Consider the following 21,809-nt stretch of genomic DNA (forward strand, 5'->3'; position numbering starts at 1 on the left):
CCCGGCCTCCCGCCCGGAAAGCGGTGGACGCGGTACCGCCGCATCCACCAGCCTGACCCTCATGCCTTCATCGCTCACCGAGCTCCCCATTCGCCGACTGACACCCGGTGACCTCATCTCCTGCGCCGACCTCTCCGAAGACCGCGGCTGGCCGCGCGAGGAATACAAGTGGGGACTGCTGCTCGCGGCGGGCATCGGTTACGGAATCGACGATCCGGCGGGCAAGGGCCTGGCCACCGCCTGCGTGGTGACCTCGTACGGCACCGGACTGGCGGCCATCGGAATGGTGCTGGTGGCCGAGCGCCACGCCCGTCAGGGGGTGGGGCGCCGGTTGATGAAGCATGTGCTCGCGGAGCACTCCGGCACCCCGCTCACCCTCCATGCCACCCCGTACGGGCGCCCCCTCTACGAAGAGCTCGGCTTCGAGACAACGGGGCGGGCCGAGATGGTCCGGGGTCATTTCCGACCGTCGGGACCGGCCCCCACGGTCGCCACGCGCCCGGCCACGGCCGGCGATCTGCCCGCGATCCTGCGCCTGGACGCCGAGGTCTTCGGGGGCGACCGCACCCATGTGCTCGCCCGGCTGCCTGCCTTCGCCGACCAGCTCCGCGTCGCACAGGACGCCGACGGCATCACCGGCTACGCGGCGGCCTGGCCCAATATGGACACCCAGGTCATCGGCCCGCTGATCGCCCGGGACACGGAGACGGCCAAGGCGCTGGTCTCCTCCCTGGCCGAGGGCACGGACCGCGCGTTCCGTACGGACGTCGACGTACGCCACGAGGAACTCCTGAACTGGCTGAAGGAGAACGGCTTGGAGCCGGTCTCCTTCAACGCGGTGATGACCTACGGGATCCCCGGCCTCCCGGGTGACTGGACCCGCCGCTTCACTCCCCTGACGGTCGCGGCGGGCTGACCTCTAGACCAGCGCCTTGGCTGCCGCGGAGGCGAAGCCATGGTCCTGCTCCGGCGCCCCGCCGCCGACACCGACCGCCCCGATCAGCCGGCCGTCCCGGTGCACCGGGACCCCGCCGGCGATGAACAGCAGCGGACGGTCGAGCGCGGTGGGCAGCGTGTGGAAGATCCCGCCCGGCTGGACCGCGTCCACCAGATCGGCCGTCGGCGCGTTCAACTGCAGGGCGGTGTACGCCTTGCGCGTGCTGGTCTCACCGGCGATCAGTACGGCGCGGTCGTCCCGGCGGAAGGCCAGCAGGTGCCCGCCCGCGTCCAGGACGGTGACGGCGGCGGAAACACCGGCGGCCTCGGCTGCCGTACGGGCCGCCTCGACGAGGGCTTCGGCGTCCTGGATGGTCAGCGGGGCGACAGCAACGATGGTGGTGCTCATGGGTGGTGCTCCTTACGGGGGTGTGGATGTTTCACGTGAATCCGTGAATGCCGAATCCGTGAGTGCCGGATCAGCGAGTGGTGGATCAGCGAATGGTGGATCAGTGGTGGGTGGGCACTGCGGCCTGCTCGGTCGCGGCAGGTGCAGTGGCTGCGGCGGGTGCAGCGGCCGCACCGGCGACGGTCCGGCTCCGGGAGACGGTCCGCCGCTCGAGTCCGCTGGAGACGACGGCCAGCACCAGCGCCGAGGCGGCGAGTACTGCTCCGACCCAGTTGGGCGCGGTGTAGCCGAGCCCGGCCGCGATGACGATCCCGCCGAGCCAGGCGGAGAGCGCGTTGCCGAGGTTGAAGGCGCCGATGTTCACGGCAGAGGCCAGAGTCGGCGCCCCGGCTGCCTGGTCGAGTACCCGCTTCTGCAGCGGCGGTACGGTCGCGAAGCCGAGGCCGCCGATCAGGAAGATCGTGACGGCGGACGCGATCTGGTGGTGCGCGGTGACCGTGAAGAGGGCCAGGACCAGGGCGAGACCGCCCAGGGACACGTACAGCATCGGCATCAGCGCACGGTCGGCGAACTTCCCGCCGATGAGGTTGCCCGCGACCATGCCGAGTCCGAAGAGAACGAGCAGCCAGGTGACTGACGACTCCGAGAATCCTGCGACGTTGGTCATCATCGGCGAGATGTACGTGATCGCGGCGAAGACCCCGCCGAAACCGAGCACCGTCATCGCCATGGCGAGCAGCACCTGCACATTGCGGAAGGCCGCGATCTCATGGCGCAGACGCACACCCTCCGGCCTGGGCTGCTCGGGGATGAGCTTGGCGACACCCAGCAGTCCGAGTACGCCGAGCGCGGCGACGATCAGGAACGTCAGCCGCCAGCCGATGTCCTGTCCGATGAGCGTGCCGAGGGGTACGCCGATGACATTGGCCAGGGTCAGACCGGTGAACATCGTGGCGATGGCCCCGGCCTTCTTCTCGGGGGCGACCAGATCGGCCGCGACCACCGAGCCGATGCCGAAGAAGGCACCGTGGGCCAGGGAAGCGACAATCCGGCCGGCGAGCATGACGCCGAAGACGGGCGCGAGTGCCGAGACGACGTTGCCGATGATGAAGAGGCCCATCAGCAGCATCAGCATCTTCTTGCGGGAGATGCGGGTACCGAGGGCGGTCATCAGCGGTGCGCCGGCGACGACACCGAGCGCGTACCCCGTGACGAGGAATCCGGCCGTCGGGATCGAGACCTGGAAGGTGTCCGCGATCTGCGGCATCAGCCCCATGATCACGAACTCGGTGGTTCCGATACCGAACGCCCCGATGGCGAGGGCGAGGAGCGCGAGTGGCATGGGGTTTCACCTTCCCAGAAGATTGCACGAGCGCCTTACATGCAGAGACAATACTTGCAGACGCCTACTAAATGCAAACGCGGGCTATTGCGCTCGTGCTCTATCCTGGATTCCAGCCGCTCCGGCACGGAGGAGGAGAAAACCCCCATGACAGCCACCGACCCCGCACTCATCGCCCTTTCCCAGGGCTGGTGCGCCCTCTCCCTGCTGCACGGCCGCATCGACGCCCACATCGAGAAGGCCCTCCAGTCCGGACACGGGCTGAGCGTGCGCGAGTACTCGCTGCTCGACGTCCTGAGCCGGCAGCACAGCGGCCCCGGCGGCCACCTCCAGATGAAGCAGGTAGCCGACGCCGTCGTCCTCAGCCAGAGCGCCACGACCCGCCTGGTCACGCGCCTGGAGGACCGGCACCTGCTGACGCGCTACCTGTGCGACACCGACCGCCGCGGCATCTACACCGATGTCACCGAGGCCGGCCTCGCCCTGCTCGACCAAGCGCGCCCCACCAACGACGCGGCGCTGCGCGAGGCCCTCGACGAGGCCGCAAGGAACCCTGAACTGGCCCCCCTGGTCCGGGCGGTCGAAGAGCTGAAGGCCCCCGCCCCCGCCGTATAACCTCCAGACCATGAGCGACCTGGAGATACGCCCCGCGGCCCACGACGACATCCCGGCGATCGTGGCGCTGCTCGCCGACGACCCGCTCGGCGCGCAGCGCGAGTCCCCGGACGACCTCGTCCCCTACGAGAGCGCCTTCCAGCGGCTCGCGGCGGACCCGAACCAGCACCTGGTCGTCGCCGTCCGCGACGGCCGGGTCGTCGGCACCCTGCAGCTCACCGTGATCCCCGGCCTCTCGCGTCGCGGCGCCGTCCGCTCGATCGTCGAAGGCGTACGCATCCACTCCGGCGAACGCGGCAGCGGCCTCGGCACCCAGCTCATCGAGTGGGCCGTCGCCGAATCCCGGCTGCAGGGCTGCCAGTTGGTCCAGCTGACCTCGGACGCGACCCGGACCGACGCCCACCGCTTCTACGAGCGGCTCGGCTTCACCGCCTCCCACCTGGGATTCAAGCTCCAGCTCTGAACTCGAACAGGTTTCCCAACAAGCCGTACCTTTATCGGATTTGTCTCGTTGCCCTCAGCAAGAGGCGGTTCATAGTCCAGAACTCGCCCATGCTTACCGGCCCTTGGGGCCGAGGGGAGAAGATCCGCATGGTGAACGAAGCCGCGCTCCTGGAATCCAGGAGCCTGCGCGACGAGGCGGCGGAGCGCACGGAAGTGCTCGACAAGGTCAAGCAACTGCGGATTGCGCCGGAGGGGCTGCACCTCACGACGAAGGACGTCGCCGAATACTTCGAGGTGGCCGAAGCAGCCATCCGCAACATGGTGACCGACCACCGCGAGGAGCTGGAGTCGAACGGATACCGGCTGGCCACCCCCGAAGAGGTTCGTGCCTTGAAGGCACTAGCCTCCGTGGACCGGTTCACGAGCCAGGTCGCCCTGTTCACCAGGCGGACCGTACTCAACGTCGCCATGCTCCTCCGCGACAGCATCGTCGCACGTCAGGTACGTACGAGCCTGCTCGACGGAGAGCAGGCCCAGCGCCTGAAGCCTGTGGACAAGGTTTTCCACAGCCTTGCGGAATGGCTCGACCAGCGCATCACGGACACCGTCGCCCAGCACACCTCGACAGGCGGCAACCCCGCGATCGGCAGTCTCTTGGAGCACGCCGTCACCGGCGCAGTCCAGCGCGCGGTCCTCCCCCTCCTCAACATCGCCATAGCCAACGACACCGAGCAGCGCACCCGGATCGACGCCCTCACCACTGAAGTCACCCGCCTCGGCCGCATTCTCCGCGAGCGCGAGTCGGCCGGTTCGATGGGTGCCATCGACGCCATGAACCCCTACCAGTTCGAGCAGCACATCGCGTGGCTCTGCCGCCGCGACGGCTGTCACCAGGTCACCGTCACCGGCGGGAACGGCGACACCGGCGCCGATATCATCGCCTTCACCCCCGACGGCCGCCGCATCGTCATCCAGTGCAAGTCCCGCAACCCCGGCCGCCAGATCACCAGCGGCGATGTCCAGCAGTTCATCGGCATGGCCAAGCTCGACTACCGCGCCGAAGTCGCCCTGCTCGTCGCCACCTGTGGATTCACCCGCGACGCGACGCTCCTCGCCGCCCGCCACCAGGTCACCGCGGTCCACCGCGGGCTCCTGAAGGAGTGGAACGACGGCGTCACCCCGCACCAGCTCAACTAGTCACTCCAACAAGCAAATCGGGCCCGAAGTCGCAAGGAAAAGTTGCGGCTTCGGGCCCTTCGCGCACCCTACCGCAGCCCCTCGTCCACGCCGCGGGGCACCGCGCACCCGACCACACCAGCTGCCCGTCGCGCAGCGCTGCCCCGACCGGCGGCGGAGTCCGGCCGCGACCGATCAGTACGGCTCCCCGGCGAGAACCCGGTCGGCAACGCCAGCCAAATGGCCATGGCCGCCGAGGCCGTCAGAGCGCTCGCGGCCCCGATCAGGTCTGAGCCATGTCCACGAAGCGCGAGTAGTGGCCCTGGAACGCGACCGTGATCGTCGCCGTCGGACCGTTACGGTGCTTGCCCACGATGATGTCCGCCTCGCCGGCGCGCGGCGACTCCTTCTCGTACGCATCCTCGCGGTGCAGCAGGATCACCATGTCGGCGTCCTGCTCGATCGAACCGGATTCACGCAGGTCGGAGACCATCGGCTTCTTGTCGGTGCGCTGCTCGGGGCCACGGTTCAGCTGGGAGAGCGCGACCACCGGCACCTCCAGCTCCTTGGCCAGGAGCTTCAGGTTTCGCGACATGTCGGAGACTTCCTGCTGACGGCTCTCGGACCGCTTGGATCCGCCCGCCTGCATGAGCTGCAGATAGTCGATGACCACGAGCTTGATACCGGCGCGCTGCTTGAGCCTGCGGCACTTGGCGCGGATCTCCATCATCGACAGGTTCGGGGAGTCGTCGATGTAGAGCGGCGCCTGGGTGACGTCGGGCATACGGCGGGCCAGCCGGGTCCAGTCCTCGTCGGTCATGGTGCCGGAGCGCATGTGGTGCAGCGCGACCCGGGCCTCCGCCGACAGCAGACGCATCGCAATCTCGTTGCGGCCCATTTCGAGCGAGAAGATCACGCTGGGCAGGTTGTGCTGGATCGAGGCGGCCCGTGCGAAGTCCAGAGCCAGCGTCGACTTACCCATGGCGGGGCGGGCCGCGATGATGATCATCTGGCCCGGGTGGAGACCGTTGGTGAGCTGGTCGAGGTCGGTGAAGCCGGTCGGTACGCCGGTCATCTCGCCGCTGCGTGACCCGATCGCCTCGATCTCGTCGAGCGCGCCCTCCATGATGTCGCCGAGCGGCAGATAGTCCTCGGTGGTGCGCTGCTCGGTGACCGCGTAGATCGCGGCCTGCGCGGAGTTGACGATGTCGTCGACGTCGCCGTCGGCGGCGTATCCCATCTGCGTGATCTTCGTGCCGGCCTCGACGAGACGGCGCAGCACCGCCCGCTCGTGGACGATCTCCGCGTAGTACTCGGCGTTGGCGGCCGTCGGCACCGACTGCACGAGGGTGTGCAGATACGGCGCACCACCGACCTTGGTGATCTCTCCGCGCCTGACCAGCTCGGCGGCGACGGTGATCGGGTCGGCGGGCTCGCCCTTGGCATAGAGATCGAGGATCGCGAGATAGACGGTCTCGTGGGCGGGACGGTAGAAGTCGTTGCCCTTGAGGACCTCCACCACATCCGCGATGGCGTCCTTGGAAAGCAGCATGCCGCCGAGGACGGACTGCTCGGCGTCGATGTCCTGCGGAGGAACCCGTTCGAAGGCGGAGGCCCCGCCGCCGTCCCAGGAACCGTTCTCCCCGCCCCTGTCGTGCTGCTCGCTTCCGCCGCCACGGCTCTCGCCGCGCTGCCGACGGGCGGGCAGACGGTCACCGGGACCGCTGTCGGCCCAGGGGTCGTCCAAGGGCTCGGAAATGCTCACCGGGCCGCCTCCTCCCGTCCGCTCCGCGGACCTCGCCGTGCCACTCTTTCTTACGGCACAGCTCTGACAAATGAGACGCCCGACTCCGATTTCGGCGCGTCGGGCAACGGTCCACGGTAGGCCTGTCGCCGACGTCAGCCAATCTGGTTATCCACAGGCCCTGTGGGTGACGGACCAGTTGCTGTGGAGAAGTCCCCAAAACCTGTGCACGACCCGGGGGACAGTGTTGTGGACAACATGACACCCCTCCTCGCTTAGCCCATCTGACCTGCAGTTTCATCATCCACCGGCTGTGGGGGAGAAAAACTTTCCCGACCGGACCAAGATCGCGACAAACAGCACACAGCCGAAGCGGAAACGAACCAGCATGTAAGGACTCTAGAAGCATTGCGTCTCTTACCTGTGGAAGATTAGATTGATCCCCATGGCACAGGCCCCCGCTCCACCGAAGCGCAGTCGACGACTCCACGACCGGGAGATCATCGCTCTCGCCGTCCCCGCCTTCGGCGCGCTCGTCGCAGAGCCCCTTTTCGTCATGGTCGACAGCGCCATCGTCGGCCATCTCGGCACCCCTCAACTGGCCGGCCTCGGGGTCGCCGCGGCTCTGCTCACCACCGCCGTGAGCATCTTCGTCTTCCTTGCCTATGCCACCACGGCCGCCGTCGCCCGCCGGGTAGGTGCAGGCGATCTCCAGTCGGCCATCCGCCAGGGCATGGACGGCATCTGGCTGGCCCTGCTGCTCGGCGCCGCCGTCATCGCCGTCGTCCTTCCCGCCGCCCCCTGGCTGGTCTCACTCTTCGGCACATCCGACACCGCGTCCCCGTACGCCGTGACCTATCTGCGGATCTCCAGCCTCGGCATCCCCGCCATGCTGGTCGTCATGGCCGCCACCGGCGTCCTCCGCGGCCTCCAGGACACCAGGACACCCCTGTATGTCGCAGTGGGCGGCTTCGCCGCCAACGCGGTGCTCAACGTGGGCCTCGTCTACGGCGCCGGTCTCGGTATCGCGGGCTCCGCCTGGGGCACCGTGATCGCCCAGTTCGGCATGGTGGCCGCCTATCTGGTGGTGGTCGTACGAGGCGCGAGACGCCACGGCGCCTCACTGCGCCCCGACGCCGCGGGGATCCGGGCCTGCGCCCAGGCCGGGGTCCCCCTTCTCGTCCGTACGCTCTCGCTGCGCGCCGTCCTGATGATCGCCACCGCCGTCGCAGCCCGTATGGGCGATGCCGAGATCGCCGCCCACCAGATCGTCCTCTCCCTGTGGAGCCTGCTGGCCTTCGCGCTCGACGCGATCGCCATCGCGGGCCAGGCGATCATCGGCCGCTATCTGGGCGCCGGCGACGCGAAGGGCGCGAAGGAGGCCTGCCGGCGCATGGTGGAGTGGGGGCTCGCCGCAGGAGTGGTACTCGGCCTGCTGGTCGCCGTCGCCCGCCCCCTGTTCATCCCCCTGTTCACCGGCGACCCTTCGGTCCAGGACGCCCTGCTGCCCACCCTGCTCGTGGTGGCCGTCGCCCAGCCGGTCTCAGGGATCGTGTTCGTGCTCGACGGCGTACTGATGGGCGCGGGCGACGGCCCCTATCTGGCCTGGGCCATGCTGGTGACACTGGCCGCCTTCATCCCGGCGGCACTGATGGTCCCTGCGCTCGGCGGCGGGCTGACCGCTCTGTGGTGGGCCATGACCCTGATGATGGCGGTCCGTCTGGTGACCCTCTGGCTGCGCGCCCGATCGGGCCGCTGGATCGTCACCGGCGCCACCCGCTAGCCGCGTTTCACGTGAAACCAGACTCTTGAAGGCGGCTGCGGTATCCGGCCGGAGGTCCGGGGGTTGTCCCCCGGGAATACAGCACGTGAAACCAGCCTCGCCAGGGCGAACACAGAGAGGGCCGCACCCTTGGGGTGCGGCCCTCTCTACTGCTCTACAAGCAATTGCTGCGATCAGGCAGCAACGACCTCGACGCCGAGCTTCGCAGCGACATCAGCGTGCAGACGCACGGAGATCTCGTGGGAACCAAGGGTCTTGATCGGCGAACCGAGCTCAACACGGCGCTTGTCGACAACCGGACCACCGGCGGTCTTGATCGCCGAAGCGATATCGGCCGGGGTGACGGAGCCGAAGAGACGGCCGGCGTCGCCGGAGCGAACAGCCAGACGGACCTTCACGCTCTCGAGCTTGGCCTTGATCTCGTTGGCCTGCTCGATCGTCGAGATCTCGTGGATCTTGCGGGCGCGGCGAATCTGCGCCACGTCCTGCTCGCCACCCTTGGTCCAGCGGATCGCGAAACCACGCGGGACCAGGTAGTTGCGGGCGTAGCCGTCCTTGACGTCAACGACGTCACCGGCAGAACCGAGGCCAGCGACCTCGTGGGTGAGGATGATCTTCATTTTTCGGTCACCCTTCCCTTATCGCGCGGTCGACGTGTAGGGCAGCAGCGCCATCTCACGGCTGTTCTTCACAGCCGTTGCGACGTCACGCTGGTGCTGAGTGCAGTTGCCAGTGACGCGGCGGGCACGGATCTTGCCACGGTCGGAAATGAACTTCCGCAGCATGTTCGTGTCCTTGTAGTCCACGTACTGGGTCTTGTCCTTGCAGAACGCGCAGACCTTCTTCTTAGGCTTGCGCACCGGCGGCTTCGCCATGGTGTCTCTCCTGTGTGATCAAGAAGTGGGGGAACGAACTGCCCTAGAAGGGCGGCTCGTCCGAGTAGCCGCCGCCAGAGTTGGCACCAGAGCCGCCACCAGCACCGGCACCGGCACCACCGGAGCTTGAGCCCCAGCTGCCGCCGCCCTGCTGCTGACCGCCACCGGCCGGCGCGCTGGTGGCCCACGGGTCGTCGGCGGGTGCACCGCCACCGCCCTGCTGGCCTCCGCTGGGGGCTGAGCCCCAGTTGCCGCCGCCCTGCTGCTGGCCGCCACCGCCGCCGCCGTAACCACCCTGGCCGCCGGCCTGACCACCGCGACCACTGGTCTTGGTGACCTTGGCCGTGGCGGTCTTGAGGCTGGGGCCGACTTCCTCGACGTCCAGCTCGTAGACCGTGCGCTTGACGCCCTCGCGGTCGTCGTACGTCCGCTGCTTCAGCCGGCCCTGCACGATGACGCGCATGCCTCGCGTAAGCGACTCCGCGACGTTCTCCGCCGCCTGACGCCAGACCGAGCAGGTGAGGAACAGGCCATCGCCGTCCTTCCACTCATTGGTCTGCCGGTCGAAGATGCGGGGAGTGGACGCGACACGGAACTTCGCGACCGCCGCACCGGACGGGGTGAAGCGCAGCTCGGGGTCGTCGACGAGATTGCCGACGACCGTGATGACGGTCTCGCCTGCCATGGGTGAACCTCTCGGCGGGGATTGCTTCTGGCTGCTTGCTGCTACTCGGACCCGATGACCACTGAGCTAGAAGCTCAGTGGGTCTCGGGACGAAGGACCTTGGTCCGGAGGACCGACTCGTTCAGGTTCATCTGTCGGTCGAGCTCCTTGACGACTGCGGGCTCGGCCTGCAGGTCGATGACCGAGTAGATGCCCTCGGGCTTCTTCTTGATCTCGTAAGCGAGACGACGACGGCCCCAGGTGTCGACCTTCTCAACCTTTCCATTGCCCTCACGGACAACGGAGAGGAAGTTCTCGATCAGCGGGGAGACAGCTCGCTCCTCGAGATCGGGGTCGAGGATGACCATCATTTCGTAGTGACGCATGTAGAACCCACCTCCTTTGGACTCAGCGGCCACGGTCGATCCGTGGCAGGAGGGTCGTGATGCGTATGCAACGGTATCGGCCGCCACTGACAATCCACCTCCGTGAAGAGGGAGCTTGCGTCGTGGGCAGGGCAGACACCGGTGCAGACCGTACAGACTACCCGCACTGGGGCTTCCGGTTGAAATCCGGCGGTCAGGGGAGCCACTCTGTACACATCGGGTGAGTGCGGCGCTACTCTGCGCCGCCCAATGCCAGGAGGTGCCTCATGGCACAGGCAATACGTCGCAACCCAGCCGCCTCCCTCTTCGCCACGGACGGAAGGCCCCATCCGCTGCAGGACACCCTGGTCGCCGTGACCGCGGTGCTCGGAGCGATCGCCATCGCCGCCTCGTTCTTCGACAACCTGCACCTGCTGGGCTCCTGGGCGGGGCTCGCAGGGATCCTCACGGGTGCGTACGGGATGTTCGTCTCGGTCACGACCCGCGAGCGGTTCGTGTTGATCGTCGGCCTCGGCGCATCCGCCGTGGGTTTCTTCATCGCCATGGCCCACGGCGGTCTCTTCGGTGGGGTGGTGGGCGGCTAGGGAGCCCCCGCGGGACTCCACTCCCCCTGCGGCCAGACGGGGCGCAACCCCGGCGCAGTAGGCTTCGGCGCGAGACACGCCTGCCGAGGAGCGCCCCGTATGAGCCTGACCCTGAGGACCATCAGCCGAGAGCAGCATCTGGCGTACATCCAGAGTCTGCCCTCGGCGAGTCACTGCCAGGTTCCGGCATGGGCCGATGTCAAGACCGAATGGCGCTCCGAGAGCCTGGGCTGGTTCGACCCGTCCGGTGAGCTCGTGGGCGCCGGCCTGGTCCTCTACCGGCAGCTGCCGAAGATCAAGCGCTATCTGGCCTACCTCCCCGAGGGCCCGGTCATCAACTGGTACGCCCCGAATCTGAGTGACTGGCTGCAGCCGATGCTGGCGCACCTCAAGAACCAGGGCGCCTTCTCGGTGAAGATGGGCCCGCCCGTCGTCATCCGCCGCTGGAACTCGGTCGCGATCAAGTCGGGTATCCAGGACCCCGACGTGAAGCGCCTGCGCGACGTCGAGGCGACCCATATCGAGCCGCGCGCCTTCGAAGTGGCCGACCGTCTGCGGAAGATGGGCTGGCAGCAGGGCGAGGACGGCGGCGCCGGATTCGGTGACGTACAGCCCCGCTATGTCTTCCAGGTGCCTCTCGCCAACCGCTCCCTGGACGATGTCCTCAAGGGCTTCAACCAGCTGTGGCGGCGCAACATCAAGAAGGCCGAGAAGGCCGGCGTCGAGGTCGTCCAGGGCAGCTACGAAGACCTCGCCGAATGGCAGCGGCTGTACGAGATCACGGCCGAGCGCGACCACTTCCGTCCGCGCCCGCTCTCGTACTTCCAGCGCATGTGGTCGGTCCTCAACGCCGAGGACCCCAACCGGATGCGCCTGTACTTCGCCCGGCACAACGGGGTGAACCTGTCCGCGGCGACGATGCTCGTCGTCGGCGGGCACGTCTGGTACTCCTACGGCGCCTCCGACAACATCGGCCGTGAGGTCAGGCCCTCGAACGCGATGCAGTGGCGGATGCTCCGCGACGCGTACGCGATGGGCGCGACCGTCTACGACCTGCGCGGAATCTCCGACTCGCTGGACGAGACCGACCATCTCTTCGGTCTGATCCAGTTCAAGGTGGGTACCGGAGGCGAAGCCGTCGAGTACGTCGGCGAGTGGGACTTCCCGCTCAACAAGCTGCTCCACAAGGCGCTCGACATGTATATGTCGCGTCGCTGATACCCCAGTTGATACCCCATTTGATGTCCCCGTTGATGTCCCAGTAAGACCGTTCATACCTCTCATACACCGCAGCCACCTGAAAGGTTCCGGGCCCGGCCATGGCGCTCTCCCTCTACGTCGACACCGCGCGCTGGCGGGCGCACCAGAAGTCCGTGACCGAGCAGTTCCCGGGCCTCGTCCCGGTCTGCAAGGGCAACGGATACGGCTTCGGCCATGAACGGCTCGCCGACGAGGTGACCCGCTTCGGCTCCGACATGCTCGCCGTCGGCACGACCTACGAAGCAGCCCGGATGAAGGACTGGTTCGGCGGCGATCTGCTCGTCCTGACCCCCTTCCGCCGTGGCGAAGAACCGGTTCCGCTCCCGGACCGGGTGATCCGCTCGGTTTCCTCGGTCGACGGGGTGCACGCCCTGGTCGGCGCCCGGGTCGTCATCGAGTGCATGAGCTCGATGAAGCGCCACGGCGTCGCCCAGGAGGACCTCGGACGGCTGCAGACCGCGATCGACGACGTACGGCTGGAAGGCTTCGCGCTGCACCTGCCGCTGGACCGCGCCGACGGGTCCGACGCCGTCGAGGAGGTCATCGGCTGGATGGACCGGCTGCGGTCCGCCCGGCTCCCGCTGCACACCATGTTCGTCAGCCATCTGCGCGCCGAGGAACTGGCGCGGCTGCAGCAGCAGTTCCCGCAGACCCGCTTCCGTGCCCGTATCGGCACCCGGTTGTGGCTGGGCGACCACGAGGCCACGGAGTACCGGGGAGCCGTCCTGGACGTCACCCGCGTCTCCAAGGGCGACCGCTTCGGCTACCGCCAGCAGAAGACCGCGTCCGACGGCTGGCTGGTGGTCGTCGCCGGCGGCACCTCGCACGGGGTCGGCCTGGAGGCGCCGAAGGCGCTGCACGGGATGATGCCGCGTGCCAAGGGTGTGGCGCGGGCCGGTCTGGCGACCGTCAACCGCAATCTGTCGCCGTTCGTGTGGGCGGGCAAGCAGCGCTGGTTCGCCGAGCCGCCGCACATGCAGGTGTCGATCCTCTTCGTGCCCTCGGACGCGCAGGAGCCGAAGGTGGGCGACGAGCTGGTGGCCCATCTGCGGCACACGACGACGCAGTTCGACCGTCTCGTCGACCGCTGACCCGAACGCGAAAAGCCAAGAACCCAAAAACCCGAAAAGGCTCCCCCGGATCAGCCGGGGGAGCCTTTCGCGCGCTTACGGCTACGGTTTCCCGGGATCCGAGCCCCAGTCCACGTACGGCCCCTCGTAGGGCTGTGCGGCATGCCGCGGCGGATGCGCCGCGGCCCCCAGGACGAACTTGTCCGGCGCGCCGTCCAGCACACCGCCCGACGGGTCGTCCGAGCCGTCCTTGCGTACGACGTCGCGCTCCGGCATGAGGATGTCCCGCACGATCACCGCGCAGAGGTACAGCGTCCCCGCCAGGTGCAGGATGATCGCCCACTGGTAGCCGTCCTGCGGGAGGCCCTTGGGCTTGGGGCCGCTGCCGATGTACGCCAGGTACAGCCAGATCCCCAGGAAGTACATCGTCTCGCAGGCCTGCCAGATCAGGAAGTCCCGCCAGCGCGGCCGGGCGAGGGCCGCGAGCGGGATCAGCCACAGTACGTACTGCGGTGAATAGACCTTGTTGACCAGGATGAACGCCGCCACGACGAGGAAGACGAGCTGTGCCAGGCGCGGTCGGCGCGGCGCCATCAGGGCCAGCGCCGTCAGGCCGAGGCAGGCCACCACCATCAGCAGCTCGGAGACGGCGTTCACCATGGGGACGTCGAGGCCCTTGTTGGTGCGCTGCTGGATGATCAGCCAGAAGGAGCCGAAGTCGACGCCGCGTTCCTGGCTGAAGGTGTAGAACTTCGTCCACCCGTCGCTCGCGCCCACGGCCACCGGCACGTTCACCGCGGCCCAGGCCACGACAGCACCCAGCAGCGCCGTCAGGAACGGCCGCCACTTCCCGGCGCGCCAGCACAGCAGAAGGACGGGCCCGAGGATCAGTACGGGATAGAGCTTGGCGGCGGTCGCGAGACCGATCAGGATCCCGAACGCCAGCGGCCTGCTGCGCGACCACATCAGCATCGCCGCGGCGGTCAGCGCGACCGCGAACAGGTCCCAGTTGATGGTGGAGGTGAGCGCGAAGGCGGGCGCCAGGGCGAGCAGCAGGGCGTCCCAGGGGCGGCGGCGGTGGGTGCGTGCGACGCAGACGGCGATGACCGCCGTACAGATCATCAGCATTCCCGCGTTGACCATCCAGTAGACCTGCTCGCGGTGCTGCATCGAGCCGCCGTGCGGGGTCAGCCAGGAGGCGACCTCCATGAACAGGCCGGTCAGGACGGGGTATTCGAGGTACTGCATGTCGCCGTTGATGCGGTCGAAGTACGGGACCAGATCGTCGGCGAAGCCGCGCCCGACATAGAGGTGCGGGATGTCGGAGTAACAGGCGTGGGTGTACTGGGAAGTGGCGCCCTGGAACCAGGCCCAGTCGTAGCAGGGCATCTTCTGCACCATGCCGAGCGCGAACATGCCGATCGCCACGAGGACCACGACCCGCACCGGTGTCAGCCAGCCGTAACCGGGTCCGGTCCCGAGCCGGGCGAACCGGCCGACCGGTCCGCCGATCAGCTCGCTGCCGGCCGCGGCGACTTCGTCCTGCCGCGTCGGTCGCACGACATCCTGGGGGCCGGGGGCGTCCTCGACGTCTCTGTGCACGCTCGTCATGGCCCACATCCTGCCGTACGCCGCTGTGCGGACGCCGAGGGCCGTCGCAGCTGGTGCTGCGACGGCCCGGGGAGTTGGCGTGGTGAGCGGCTGTCAGCCGCCCGTCCCGCCGAAGATGCCACCGTTCCCGTTGCCCGGTTTGCCCGTACCGGTGCTGGTGGTGGCCGAGGGAGTGGGTGTGCTGGTGTTGCCGTCGCCGTTGCAGCTCCAGTCCCACTTGCTGCAGGTGGAGCTGGGTGTCGGAGTGGGGGACGGTGTGAGGGACGGCGTCGGGATCGACAGGGTCGGCGAGGGGGTCGGCGTGGGCGTGATGGACGGCGTCGGGGCGGGGCTCGAGAGGCCTCCGCCGTAGACGACCTCGCCGATCTTCTCCGGTGTCGGGAAGGACTCGGACTGCTTGCCGTCGAGTGCCTCTGCCATGTAGTCGTGCCAGATCTGCGCGGGGAACGACGCTCCGTGGATCTTCGCCTCGCCGCCGGTGCCGAACATCTGCTGGAACGAACGGCCCTTGTTCTTCTCGTTGTCGTCCAGGCGGTACATGTCGATGGCCGTCGACAGCTGCGGGGTGTACCCGATGAACCAGGCGGACTTGTTGCCGTCGGTGGTACCCGTCTTGCCCGCCACGTCACGGCCGGGCAGTTTGGCCGCGGTGCCAGTGCCCTTGTCGACCACCGACTTCAGCACATCGGTGACGTTGCCGGCCACCGCTGAGGAGAAGACGGTCTTGGTCTTCAGCTCATGCTTGTAGAGCTGGTTCCCTTCTTTGGTCACCTCAGTGACGGAGAAGGGGTCGTTCTGCTGGCCGTTGTTGGCGAAGGTGGCGTATGCACCGGACATCCGGATGGCGCTGGGGCTCGAGGTACCGATGGAGAAAGACGGGACGGTGGAACTGGCCATGGTGTTGGGATCGTCCTGCAGACCGGCAGCGACGGCGGCCTGCTTCACCTTGTCGGTGCCGACGTCCATACCGAGCTGTACGTACGCCGAGTTGACCGACTCCATCATGGCGTAACGCAGGTCGATGGCGTAGTCGGGCGCCTTGCCGACCGAATCCTTGCCATCGTTCTCCTGCAGCCACTCCTTGCCCTCTTTGTTGGTCCAGATGCCGCCATCGTATTTTTTGATCTTCAGGTCGTTCTTGCCGCTGTAGAGGCTCTTGGGCGACACGATGGTCCGCTTGCCGCCGCTCGGATCCTGTTTCCCGTACTCGAGTGCGGCCGCGAGCACGAAGGGCTTGAAGGTCGAACCGACCTGGGCGCCGGTCACATCGGCGTTGTTGGTGAAGTGCTTGGTCGCGTCCTCACCGCCGTAGATGGCGACGATCGCCCCCGTCTTCACATCCACCGAGGAGCCGCCGAACTGCACATTGGTGTCGTACTTCGGGCGCACCTTGGGCTTGATCTTGGCCTTGCGGACCTTCTCGACCGACGCTTCCAGTTCCTTGACCTTGTTCTCGTCGAAGGTCGTGTGGATCTGGTAGCCGCCCTTGCTGAGGTCGCTGGACGAGATGTCGGTGTTGTTCATGACGTACGACTTGGCGAGGTCGACCAGATAGCCGGTCTGACCGTTGAGCTGCGCGTTCTTCTTGAGCGGCTTGGGATCCGGGAACGTCTTGTACGTCGCCCGCTCCGCGGCGGTGATGCGCTTGTCCTTGACCATCTCGCCGAGGATCCAGCTCCACCGCTCGGTGACCCGGATCCTGTTGTTCTTCGCGCTGGCCTCCGGGTCGACGCCGGGGTTACCGGCGGGGTCGTAGTACGTGGCGCCCTTGAGGAGCGAGGCGAGGAAGGCGCACTGGCTGGCGTCGAGCTTCGAGGCATCCGTGTCGTAGTACGTACGGGCCGCGGCCTGGATTCCGTAGGCACCGCGCCCGTAGTACGCGGTGTTCAGGTAACCCTCCATGATCTTCGGCTTGTCGTACTTCGTGCCGACCTTGATCGAGATGAAGAGCTCTTTGAGCTTACGGCTGAGGGTCTGCGACTGGTCGTCCAGCTGAGCGTTCTTCACGAACTGCTGAGTGATCGTCGACCCACCCTGGGTCTGACCGCCCTTGGCCATGTTGAAGAGCGCGCGCGCGATGCCCTGCGGGTCGATGCCGCTGTCGGTCTCGAACGTCTTGTTCTCCGCGGACATGACGGCGAACCGCATCTGCTTGGGGATCTCCGCGTACGGAATGATCTGGCGGTTGACCTCGCCACCGGTGGCGACCATCTGCTTGCCGTTGGCCCAGTAGTAGACGTTGTTCTGCGCCTTGGCCGTTTTGGCGATGTCGGGGACGCTCACCATGGCGTACGCGATCGTGGCCGCGCCCAGCAGGACACCGGTGAACCCGACGCACGTCGCGGTGACGAGCTTCCAGGACGGCATCCAGCGCTTCCAGCCGTACTTCTCCGCCCGGGGATAGTCGATCAGCCGCTTCTTGGACGGACGGCGACCGCGGCCGCCAGGACCGTCGGGGCCGCTTCCGCGCCCACCGCCGCCACCGCCGCCGCCACCGCGGCGCCCGCCGCCATGGCCTCCGGGGCCGCTCGGACCCTGAGGTCCTTCGTCGGGTGCGCCGCGCCTGCGACTGCCCCCGGTACCCCGCTGGGCGGCACGCCTGGCTTCGGCGCGTCCGCCGTACGGACGCTCCTCACCGTACGAACCGGAGGGAGACCCACTGGGCGTGGACCCGGTAGGTGCCGCGCGGCGGCCTGAGGGCTGCGGTGCAGCTCTCCGGTCCGCGGCGCGACCGCCACCCTGCGGCTGTGGCGGTTTGCGACGGTGCTCGCTCATCGAACGACTACTCCTCGGGCAGGCGAAATCGCCTGGAAGCGGCAGCTGAGTTCCGGTCCCCCCGACATACGGACCTCTTGGTTCCGAGACAGCTGACGCTCCCTGGCGTCACTCGGTTCCCTGTGGTCTGCATGGCGCACACACTACGCACGGTCAAAACCTGCCGAGTGCCGATGTTCACCCCAAATCAGGCAAGTTGCTTCCTGAGAATCAGTGATGTGACGCCGTTCACCATCACCCCCCTTGCCCCAGCCGGAAGGTCGTTCTATCGTGCTGATGTATCGACTCGATACATCAGCACGGCATAAAGTCTTCCGGAAGCACACAGACGGACAGAGGGGGCGAAGCATGAGCAGACGCTCCGGCATCCTCGAATTCGCCGTACTCGGCCTGCTCCGTGAGTCTCCGATGCACGGCTATGAGCTGCGCAAGCGGCTGAACACCTCGCTGGGGGTCTTCAGGGCCTTCAGTTACGGAACGCTCTATCCGTGCCTGAAGACGCTGGTCGCCAACGGCTGGTTGATCGAGGAGCCGGGAAGTGCCCCCGAGGACGCCCTCGCCGCTTCACTCGCAGGGCGCCGCGCCAAGATCGTCTACAGATTGACGGCGGAGGGGAAAGAGCACTTCGAGGAGCTGCTCTCGCACACCGGCCCCGACACGTGGGAGGACGAGCACTTCGCTGCCCGTTTCGCCTTCTTCGGGCAGACGGAGCGTGAGGTGCGGATGCGGGTGCTCGAGGGCCGCCGCAGCCGGCTGGAGGAGCGTCTGGAGAAGATGCGCGCCTCCCTGACCCGGACTCGCGAGCGCCTGGACGATTACACACTTGAGCTGCAGCGGCACGGCATGGAATCCGTGGAGCGCGAAGTGCGCTGGCTGAACGAGCTCATCGAGAGCGAGCGGGCGGGACGGGATCAGCGACGATCCCCCGAAGCCGGCGCTGCTCAGCAGGACACATCAGGAGACGCGGGCGGCCTGCCCCGGCACCGGGGTACGACCCCGCCGGATCCGTCCGAAGACACCAAGTAAATGAGGTCCTGCAGTCAGCAGGGCTTCATCCACTCAGAACACAGGGAGCACCCGGAATGGGTTCGGTTCGCGTAGCCATCGTCGGCGTGGGCAACTGCGCCGCCTCGCTGGTCCAGGGCGTCGAGTACTACAAGGACGCTGACCCCAAGGCCAAGGTGCCGGGTCTGATGCACGTGCAGTTCGGCGACTACCACGTGAGTGACATCGAGTTCGTCGCCGCCTTCGATGTCGACGCGAAGAAGGTCGGCCTCGACCTCTCGGACGCCATCGGTGCCAGCGAGAACAACACCATCAAGATCTGTGACGTCCCGAACAAGGGCATCACCGTCCAGCGCGGCCACACCCACGACGGGCTCGGCAAGTACTACCGCATGACGATCGAAGAGTCCGCCGAGGCTCCCGTCGACATCGTGCAGGTCCTCAAGGACCAGAAGGTCGACGTCCTCGTCTGCTACCTGCCCGTCGGTTCCGAGGTCGCTGCGAAGTTCTACGCGCAGTGCGCCATCGACGCCAAGGTCGCGTTCGTCAACGCCCTCCCGGTCTTCATCGCCGGCACCAAGGAGTGGGCTGACAAGTTCACCGAGGCCGGCGTCCCGATCATCGGCGACGACATCAAGTCGCAGGTCGGCGCCACCATCACGCACCGCGTGATGGCCAAGCTCTTCGAAGACCGCGGTGTCCGCCTCGAGCGCACCATGCAGCTGAACGTCGGCGGCAACATGGACTTCAAGAACATGCTCGAGCGCGACCGCCTCGAGTCCAAGAAGATCTCGAAGACGCAGGCCGTCACCTCGCAGATCCGTGACCGTGACCTGGGCGAGGACAACGTCCACATCGGTCCCTCGGACTACGTGGCCTGGCTCGACGACCGCAAGTGGGCGTACGTCCGCCTCGAGGGCCGCGCCTTCGGTGACGTCCCGCTGAACCTCGAGTACAAGCTCGAGGTGTGGGACTCCCCGAACTCCGCGGGTGTCATCATCGACGCCGTACGCGCCGCGAAGATCGCCAAGGACCGCGGCATCGGCGGCCCGATCCTCTCCGCGTCCTCGTACTTCATGAAGTCCCCGCCGGTCCAGTACTTCGACGACGAGGCCTTCGACAACGTCGAGAAGTTCATCAAGGGCGAGGTCGAGCGCTAAAGCTCTTCCACCGACTGATCGTTGAGGGTCCCCGGGCAATCCGCCCGGGGACCCTCTCCGTATGTGACCCTTGCCCACATGGCCGTCGTCCGTGATCTGCGCGTACTGCTGCGCCTGTCCGGATTCCGGCGGCTGCTGGCACTTCGGCTGCTCTCCCAGTCGGCAGACGGCGTCTACCAGGTCGCGCTCGCCACCTATGTCGTCTTCTCCCCGGAGAAGCAGACCTCGCCCGCCGCGATCGCCTCGGCGATGGCCGTGCTGCTCCTGCCGTACTCCCTGATCGGCCCCTTCGCGGGGGTCCTCCTGGACCGCTGGCAGCGCCGCCAGGTCTTCCTGTACGGAAACCTGCTGCGGGCCGCGATGGCGAGCGGGACAGCCCTGCTGATCCTCGCCTCCGCCCCCGACTGGCTCTTCTACACTTCGGCGCTGTCCGTCACCGCCGTCAACCGCTTTGTCCTGTCCGGGCTTTCGGCCGCACTGCCCCGGGTCGTCGATACCGGGCGGCTGGTCATGGCCAACTCCCTCTCTCCCACAGCGGGCACCCTGGCCGCCACCCTGGGCGGCGGACTGGCCCTGGGCGTACGGGTGCTGGCCGCGGACTCCGACGCCGCTGTGGTGCTGCTGGGGGCCCTCCTGTACCTCTGCGCCGCCCTGTCCTCGCTCCGGATGTCACGCGAACTGCTGGGACCCGACCAGGAGTTGATCCAGCCCCGCCTGATCCCCGCCCTGGCCTCCACGGCACAAGGGCTGGCCGCCGGCGTCCGCCACCTGGCCGAACGCCGCCCCGCGGCCCGCGCCCTGGCCGCGATGACCCTGATGCGCTTCTGCTACGGAGCGCTGACGGTGATGGTGCTGATGCTGTGCCGGTACGCCTGGACCACGGAGGACTCCGAAGGCCTGGCCCTGCTCGGGCTCGCGGTCGGGGTCTCGGGGGCGGGCTTCTTCATCGCGGCGGTGATGACCCCCTGGGCCGTGGGGCGGCTCGGCCCGTACGGCTGGATCGCGGTCTGCGCGGGATCGGCGGCCGTACTGGAACCGGCGCTCGGCCTGTCCTTCGAGCCCGCCCCCATGCTGATCGCCGCGTTCGTCCTCGGTCTGGTCACCCAGGGCGCGAAGATCTCCACGGACACGGTGGTCCAGTCCTCGGTGGACGACGCCTACCGGGGCCGGGTCTTCTCCCTCTACGACGTCCTCTTCAACGTCGCCTTCGTGGGGGCTGCGGCGGTGGCAGCGCTGATGCTCCCGCCCGACGGAAAATCGGTCCCGCTGGTCATCACCGTTGCCCTGATCTACGCGGTGGTTGCGGCATATATGACCCGCTTTCGCCGCGCGTAAGTGTCACATCAAAGCCACAGAGCCCCTCCGGGTAACAGAAACCCCGAATCGGCCCGGTAACTTACGGGCGTCAACGACGCGCCTGAGCGCACTTTCCTAGGGGGAGCTCCACCATGTCCACACCGCCGCCGCAGGGTCAGAACCCGTACGCCCAGCAGCCCACCACCCCGTCCGGCCAGCAGCCCCAGGGCGGCAACCCGTATGCCCAGCAGCAGCCTGGAGTCCCGCCGCAGCAGTCGCCCTACATGAACCAGGGCGGCCCGATCCCTCAGGCGCCGGTGGGGACGCCGCCGCGCGGTGGCGGGTTCAAGAAGTTCAGGAACATCGCGCTGCCGATCATCGCCGTGGTGGTCATAGCCGGCGGCTGGTGGGCGAGCCGCGACGACGCCGACACCGCCAAGGTGGGCGACTGCATGAGCATCAGCAACGCGGACAGCGCGACCGACCCCGGCCTTGAGGTCGTGGACTGCGGTGACGCGAAGGCCAAGTACAAGGTCGCGGAGAAGAAGGACGGCTCGGGGGACTGCGACCGCACGAAGTACTCGCAGTACCGGGAGAGTGGCAAGGACGACTTCACGCTCTGCCTGTCGGACTACAAGAAGTAGCCCAGACACACGAAGGGGCGGTGTTTCACG

At 67.5% G+C, this 21,809-nt stretch carries 22 protein-coding genes; 12 read left to right on the top strand and 10 right to left on the bottom strand.

Annotation, left to right across the window (positions count from 1 at the left end; all coding sequences use genetic code 11):
- Positions 1-61: 61 nt before the first annotated feature.
- The gene (locus tag J0695_RS08270) at positions 62-916 is read left to right on the top strand and encodes a GNAT family N-acetyltransferase (RefSeq protein WP_206961215.1); all 855 of its coding nucleotides are present in this window, start codon (positions 62-64) and stop codon (positions 914-916) included.
- 3 nt (positions 917-919) lie between these two features.
- On the opposite strand, the gene J0695_RS08275 is transcribed toward J0695_RS08270, so the two are convergent.
- Entirely contained in the window at positions 920-1,345 is a 426-nt protein-coding gene (locus J0695_RS08275; RefSeq protein ID WP_206961216.1) for a GlcG/HbpS family heme-binding protein, read from the bottom strand.
- Positions 1,346-1,445: 100 nt separating this feature from the next.
- Positions 1,446-2,687: an MFS transporter gene (locus J0695_RS08280; RefSeq protein ID WP_206961217.1), complete on the bottom strand. Its 1,242-nt coding sequence runs from the start codon at positions 2,685-2,687 to the stop codon at positions 1,446-1,448.
- 147 nt (positions 2,688-2,834) lie between these two features.
- Here J0695_RS08280 and J0695_RS08285 point away from each other — a divergent pair, with 147 nt between their 5' ends.
- From J0695_RS08285 to J0695_RS08295, 3 genes are all read left to right on the top strand, one after another.
- A complete protein-coding gene (locus tag J0695_RS08285; protein WP_206961218.1) occupies positions 2,835-3,302 on the top strand; it encodes a MarR family winged helix-turn-helix transcriptional regulator in 468 nt (155 codons plus the stop codon).
- Positions 3,303-3,312: 10 nt separating this feature from the next.
- On the top strand, positions 3,313-3,765 hold the full coding sequence (locus tag J0695_RS08290) for a GNAT family N-acetyltransferase (RefSeq protein ID WP_206961219.1): 453 nt from the start codon (positions 3,313-3,315) through the stop codon (positions 3,763-3,765).
- 128 nt (positions 3,766-3,893) lie between these two features.
- Entirely contained in the window at positions 3,894-4,943 is a 1,050-nt protein-coding gene (locus J0695_RS08295) for a restriction endonuclease (RefSeq protein WP_206961220.1), read from the top strand.
- A 262-nt stretch (positions 4,944-5,205) separates the two neighbouring features.
- On the opposite strand, the gene dnaB is transcribed toward J0695_RS08295, so the two are convergent.
- Positions 5,206-6,687 (bottom strand): replicative DNA helicase, encoded by a 1,482-nt coding sequence (gene dnaB / locus J0695_RS08300; RefSeq protein ID WP_206961221.1) that lies wholly within the window; start codon positions 6,685-6,687, stop codon positions 5,206-5,208.
- 424 nt (positions 6,688-7,111) lie between these two features.
- Here dnaB and J0695_RS08305 point away from each other — a divergent pair, with 424 nt between their 5' ends.
- Positions 7,112-8,449, top strand: a complete 1,338-nt coding sequence (locus J0695_RS08305) for an MATE family efflux transporter (protein ID WP_206961222.1) — start codon at positions 7,112-7,114, stop codon at positions 8,447-8,449.
- Positions 8,450-8,622: 173 nt separating this feature from the next.
- On the opposite strand, the gene rplI is transcribed toward J0695_RS08305, so the two are convergent.
- The 4 genes from rplI to rpsF all read right to left on the bottom strand — a co-directional run bounded on the left by rplI (position 8,623) and on the right by rpsF (position 10,374).
- Entirely contained in the window at positions 8,623-9,069 is a 447-nt protein-coding gene (gene rplI, locus J0695_RS08310) for a 50S ribosomal protein L9 (protein ID WP_206961223.1), read from the bottom strand.
- Positions 9,070-9,087: 18 nt separating this feature from the next.
- The gene (gene rpsR / locus J0695_RS08315; protein WP_003967857.1) at positions 9,088-9,324 is read right to left on the bottom strand and encodes a 30S ribosomal protein S18; all 237 of its coding nucleotides are present in this window, start codon (positions 9,322-9,324) and stop codon (positions 9,088-9,090) included.
- A 43-nt stretch (positions 9,325-9,367) separates the two neighbouring features.
- Positions 9,368-10,009, bottom strand: a complete 642-nt coding sequence (locus J0695_RS08320) for a single-stranded DNA-binding protein (protein ID WP_206961224.1) — start codon at positions 10,007-10,009, stop codon at positions 9,368-9,370.
- Positions 10,010-10,083: 74 nt separating this feature from the next.
- Positions 10,084-10,374: a 30S ribosomal protein S6 gene (rpsF, locus tag J0695_RS08325; protein ID WP_159689873.1), complete on the bottom strand. Its 291-nt coding sequence runs from the start codon at positions 10,372-10,374 to the stop codon at positions 10,084-10,086.
- A 266-nt stretch (positions 10,375-10,640) separates the two neighbouring features.
- Here rpsF and J0695_RS08330 point away from each other — a divergent pair, with 266 nt between their 5' ends.
- The 3 genes from J0695_RS08330 to J0695_RS08340 all read left to right on the top strand — a co-directional run bounded on the left by J0695_RS08330 (position 10,641) and on the right by J0695_RS08340 (position 13,309).
- The gene (locus J0695_RS08330) at positions 10,641-10,958 is read left to right on the top strand and encodes a hypothetical protein (protein ID WP_206961225.1); all 318 of its coding nucleotides are present in this window, start codon (positions 10,641-10,643) and stop codon (positions 10,956-10,958) included.
- A 99-nt stretch (positions 10,959-11,057) separates the two neighbouring features.
- Entirely contained in the window at positions 11,058-12,176 is a 1,119-nt protein-coding gene (locus J0695_RS08335; protein WP_206961226.1) for a lipid II:glycine glycyltransferase FemX, read from the top strand.
- Positions 12,177-12,277: 101 nt separating this feature from the next.
- Entirely contained in the window at positions 12,278-13,309 is a 1,032-nt protein-coding gene (locus J0695_RS08340; RefSeq protein ID WP_206961227.1) for an alanine racemase, read from the top strand.
- Between the two features lie 81 nt (positions 13,310-13,390).
- Here J0695_RS08340 and J0695_RS08345 read toward each other — a convergent pair whose 3' ends face one another.
- From J0695_RS08345 to J0695_RS45365, 3 genes are all read right to left on the bottom strand, one after another.
- The gene (locus tag J0695_RS08345) at positions 13,391-14,899 is read right to left on the bottom strand and encodes a glycosyltransferase family 87 protein (protein WP_206961228.1); all 1,509 of its coding nucleotides are present in this window, start codon (positions 14,897-14,899) and stop codon (positions 13,391-13,393) included.
- A gap of 93 nt (positions 14,900-14,992) precedes the next feature.
- Positions 14,993-17,266, bottom strand: coding sequence for a transglycosylase domain-containing protein (locus J0695_RS08350; RefSeq protein ID WP_307798499.1), 2,274 nt, complete (start codon positions 17,264-17,266; stop codon positions 14,993-14,995).
- Between the two features lie 41 nt (positions 17,267-17,307).
- The gene (locus J0695_RS45365) at positions 17,308-17,535 is read right to left on the bottom strand and encodes a hypothetical protein (protein ID WP_307798500.1); all 228 of its coding nucleotides are present in this window, start codon (positions 17,533-17,535) and stop codon (positions 17,308-17,310) included.
- Between the two features lie 487 nt (positions 17,536-18,022).
- Between J0695_RS45365 and J0695_RS08355 the strand changes: the two genes are divergently transcribed.
- From J0695_RS08355 to J0695_RS08370, 4 genes are all read left to right on the top strand, one after another.
- Positions 18,023-18,700: a PadR family transcriptional regulator gene (locus J0695_RS08355; protein ID WP_206961230.1), complete on the top strand. Its 678-nt coding sequence runs from the start codon at positions 18,023-18,025 to the stop codon at positions 18,698-18,700.
- A 56-nt stretch (positions 18,701-18,756) separates the two neighbouring features.
- Positions 18,757-19,839 carry an inositol-3-phosphate synthase gene (locus J0695_RS08360; protein WP_206961231.1) on the top strand — a complete coding sequence of 361 codons (1,083 nt, stop codon included), beginning with the start codon at positions 18,757-18,759 and terminating at the stop codon, positions 19,837-19,839.
- A gap of 78 nt (positions 19,840-19,917) precedes the next feature.
- Complete coding sequence (locus tag J0695_RS08365; RefSeq protein WP_206961232.1) at positions 19,918-21,174, top strand: MFS transporter; 1,257 nt, start codon at positions 19,918-19,920, stop codon at positions 21,172-21,174.
- Positions 21,175-21,287: 113 nt separating this feature from the next.
- Positions 21,288-21,779 carry an LppU/SCO3897 family protein gene (locus tag J0695_RS08370; RefSeq protein WP_206961233.1) on the top strand — a complete coding sequence of 164 codons (492 nt, stop codon included), beginning with the start codon at positions 21,288-21,290 and terminating at the stop codon, positions 21,777-21,779.
- The last annotated feature ends 30 nt before the right edge of the window (positions 21,780-21,809 follow it).

It is taken from the genome of Streptomyces beijiangensis (genome assembly GCF_017315755.1).
GTDB lineage: Bacteria > Actinomycetota > Actinomycetes > Streptomycetales > Streptomycetaceae > Streptomyces > Streptomyces beijiangensis.

Coding starts and splice junctions, on each gene's coding strand:
- J0695_RS08270 (WP_206961215.1), top strand. CDS start 62: ATGCCTTCATCGCTCACCGAGCTCCCCATTCGCCGACTGACACCCGGT.
- J0695_RS08275 (WP_206961216.1), bottom strand. CDS start 1,345: ATGAGCACCACCATCGTTGCTGTCGCCCCGCTGACCATCCAGGACGCC.
- J0695_RS08280 (WP_206961217.1), bottom strand. CDS start 2,687: ATGCCACTCGCGCTCCTCGCCCTCGCCATCGGGGCGTTCGGTATCGGA.
- J0695_RS08285 (WP_206961218.1), top strand. CDS start 2,835: ATGACAGCCACCGACCCCGCACTCATCGCCCTTTCCCAGGGCTGGTGC.
- J0695_RS08290 (WP_206961219.1), top strand. CDS start 3,313: ATGAGCGACCTGGAGATACGCCCCGCGGCCCACGACGACATCCCGGCG.
- J0695_RS08295 (WP_206961220.1), top strand. CDS start 3,894: ATGGTGAACGAAGCCGCGCTCCTGGAATCCAGGAGCCTGCGCGACGAG.
- J0695_RS08305 (WP_206961222.1), top strand. CDS start 7,112: ATGGCACAGGCCCCCGCTCCACCGAAGCGCAGTCGACGACTCCACGAC.
- rplI (WP_206961223.1), bottom strand. CDS start 9,069: ATGAAGATCATCCTCACCCACGAGGTCGCTGGCCTCGGTTCTGCCGGT.
- rpsR (WP_003967857.1), bottom strand. CDS start 9,324: ATGGCGAAGCCGCCGGTGCGCAAGCCTAAGAAGAAGGTCTGCGCGTTC.
- J0695_RS08320 (WP_206961224.1), bottom strand. CDS start 10,009: ATGGCAGGCGAGACCGTCATCACGGTCGTCGGCAATCTCGTCGACGAC.
- rpsF (WP_159689873.1), bottom strand. CDS start 10,374: ATGCGTCACTACGAAATGATGGTCATCCTCGACCCCGATCTCGAGGAG.
- J0695_RS08330 (WP_206961225.1), top strand. CDS start 10,641: ATGGCACAGGCAATACGTCGCAACCCAGCCGCCTCCCTCTTCGCCACG.
- J0695_RS08335 (WP_206961226.1), top strand. CDS start 11,058: ATGAGCCTGACCCTGAGGACCATCAGCCGAGAGCAGCATCTGGCGTAC.
- J0695_RS08340 (WP_206961227.1), top strand. CDS start 12,278: ATGGCGCTCTCCCTCTACGTCGACACCGCGCGCTGGCGGGCGCACCAG.
- J0695_RS08345 (WP_206961228.1), bottom strand. CDS start 14,899: ATGACGAGCGTGCACAGAGACGTCGAGGACGCCCCCGGCCCCCAGGAT.
- J0695_RS08350 (WP_307798499.1), bottom strand. CDS start 17,266: ATGCCGTCCTGGAAGCTCGTCACCGCGACGTGCGTCGGGTTCACCGGT.
- J0695_RS08355 (WP_206961230.1), top strand. CDS start 18,023: ATGAGCAGACGCTCCGGCATCCTCGAATTCGCCGTACTCGGCCTGCTC.
- J0695_RS08360 (WP_206961231.1), top strand. CDS start 18,757: ATGGGTTCGGTTCGCGTAGCCATCGTCGGCGTGGGCAACTGCGCCGCC.
- J0695_RS08365 (WP_206961232.1), top strand. CDS start 19,918: ATGGCCGTCGTCCGTGATCTGCGCGTACTGCTGCGCCTGTCCGGATTC.
- J0695_RS08370 (WP_206961233.1), top strand. CDS start 21,288: ATGTCCACACCGCCGCCGCAGGGTCAGAACCCGTACGCCCAGCAGCCC.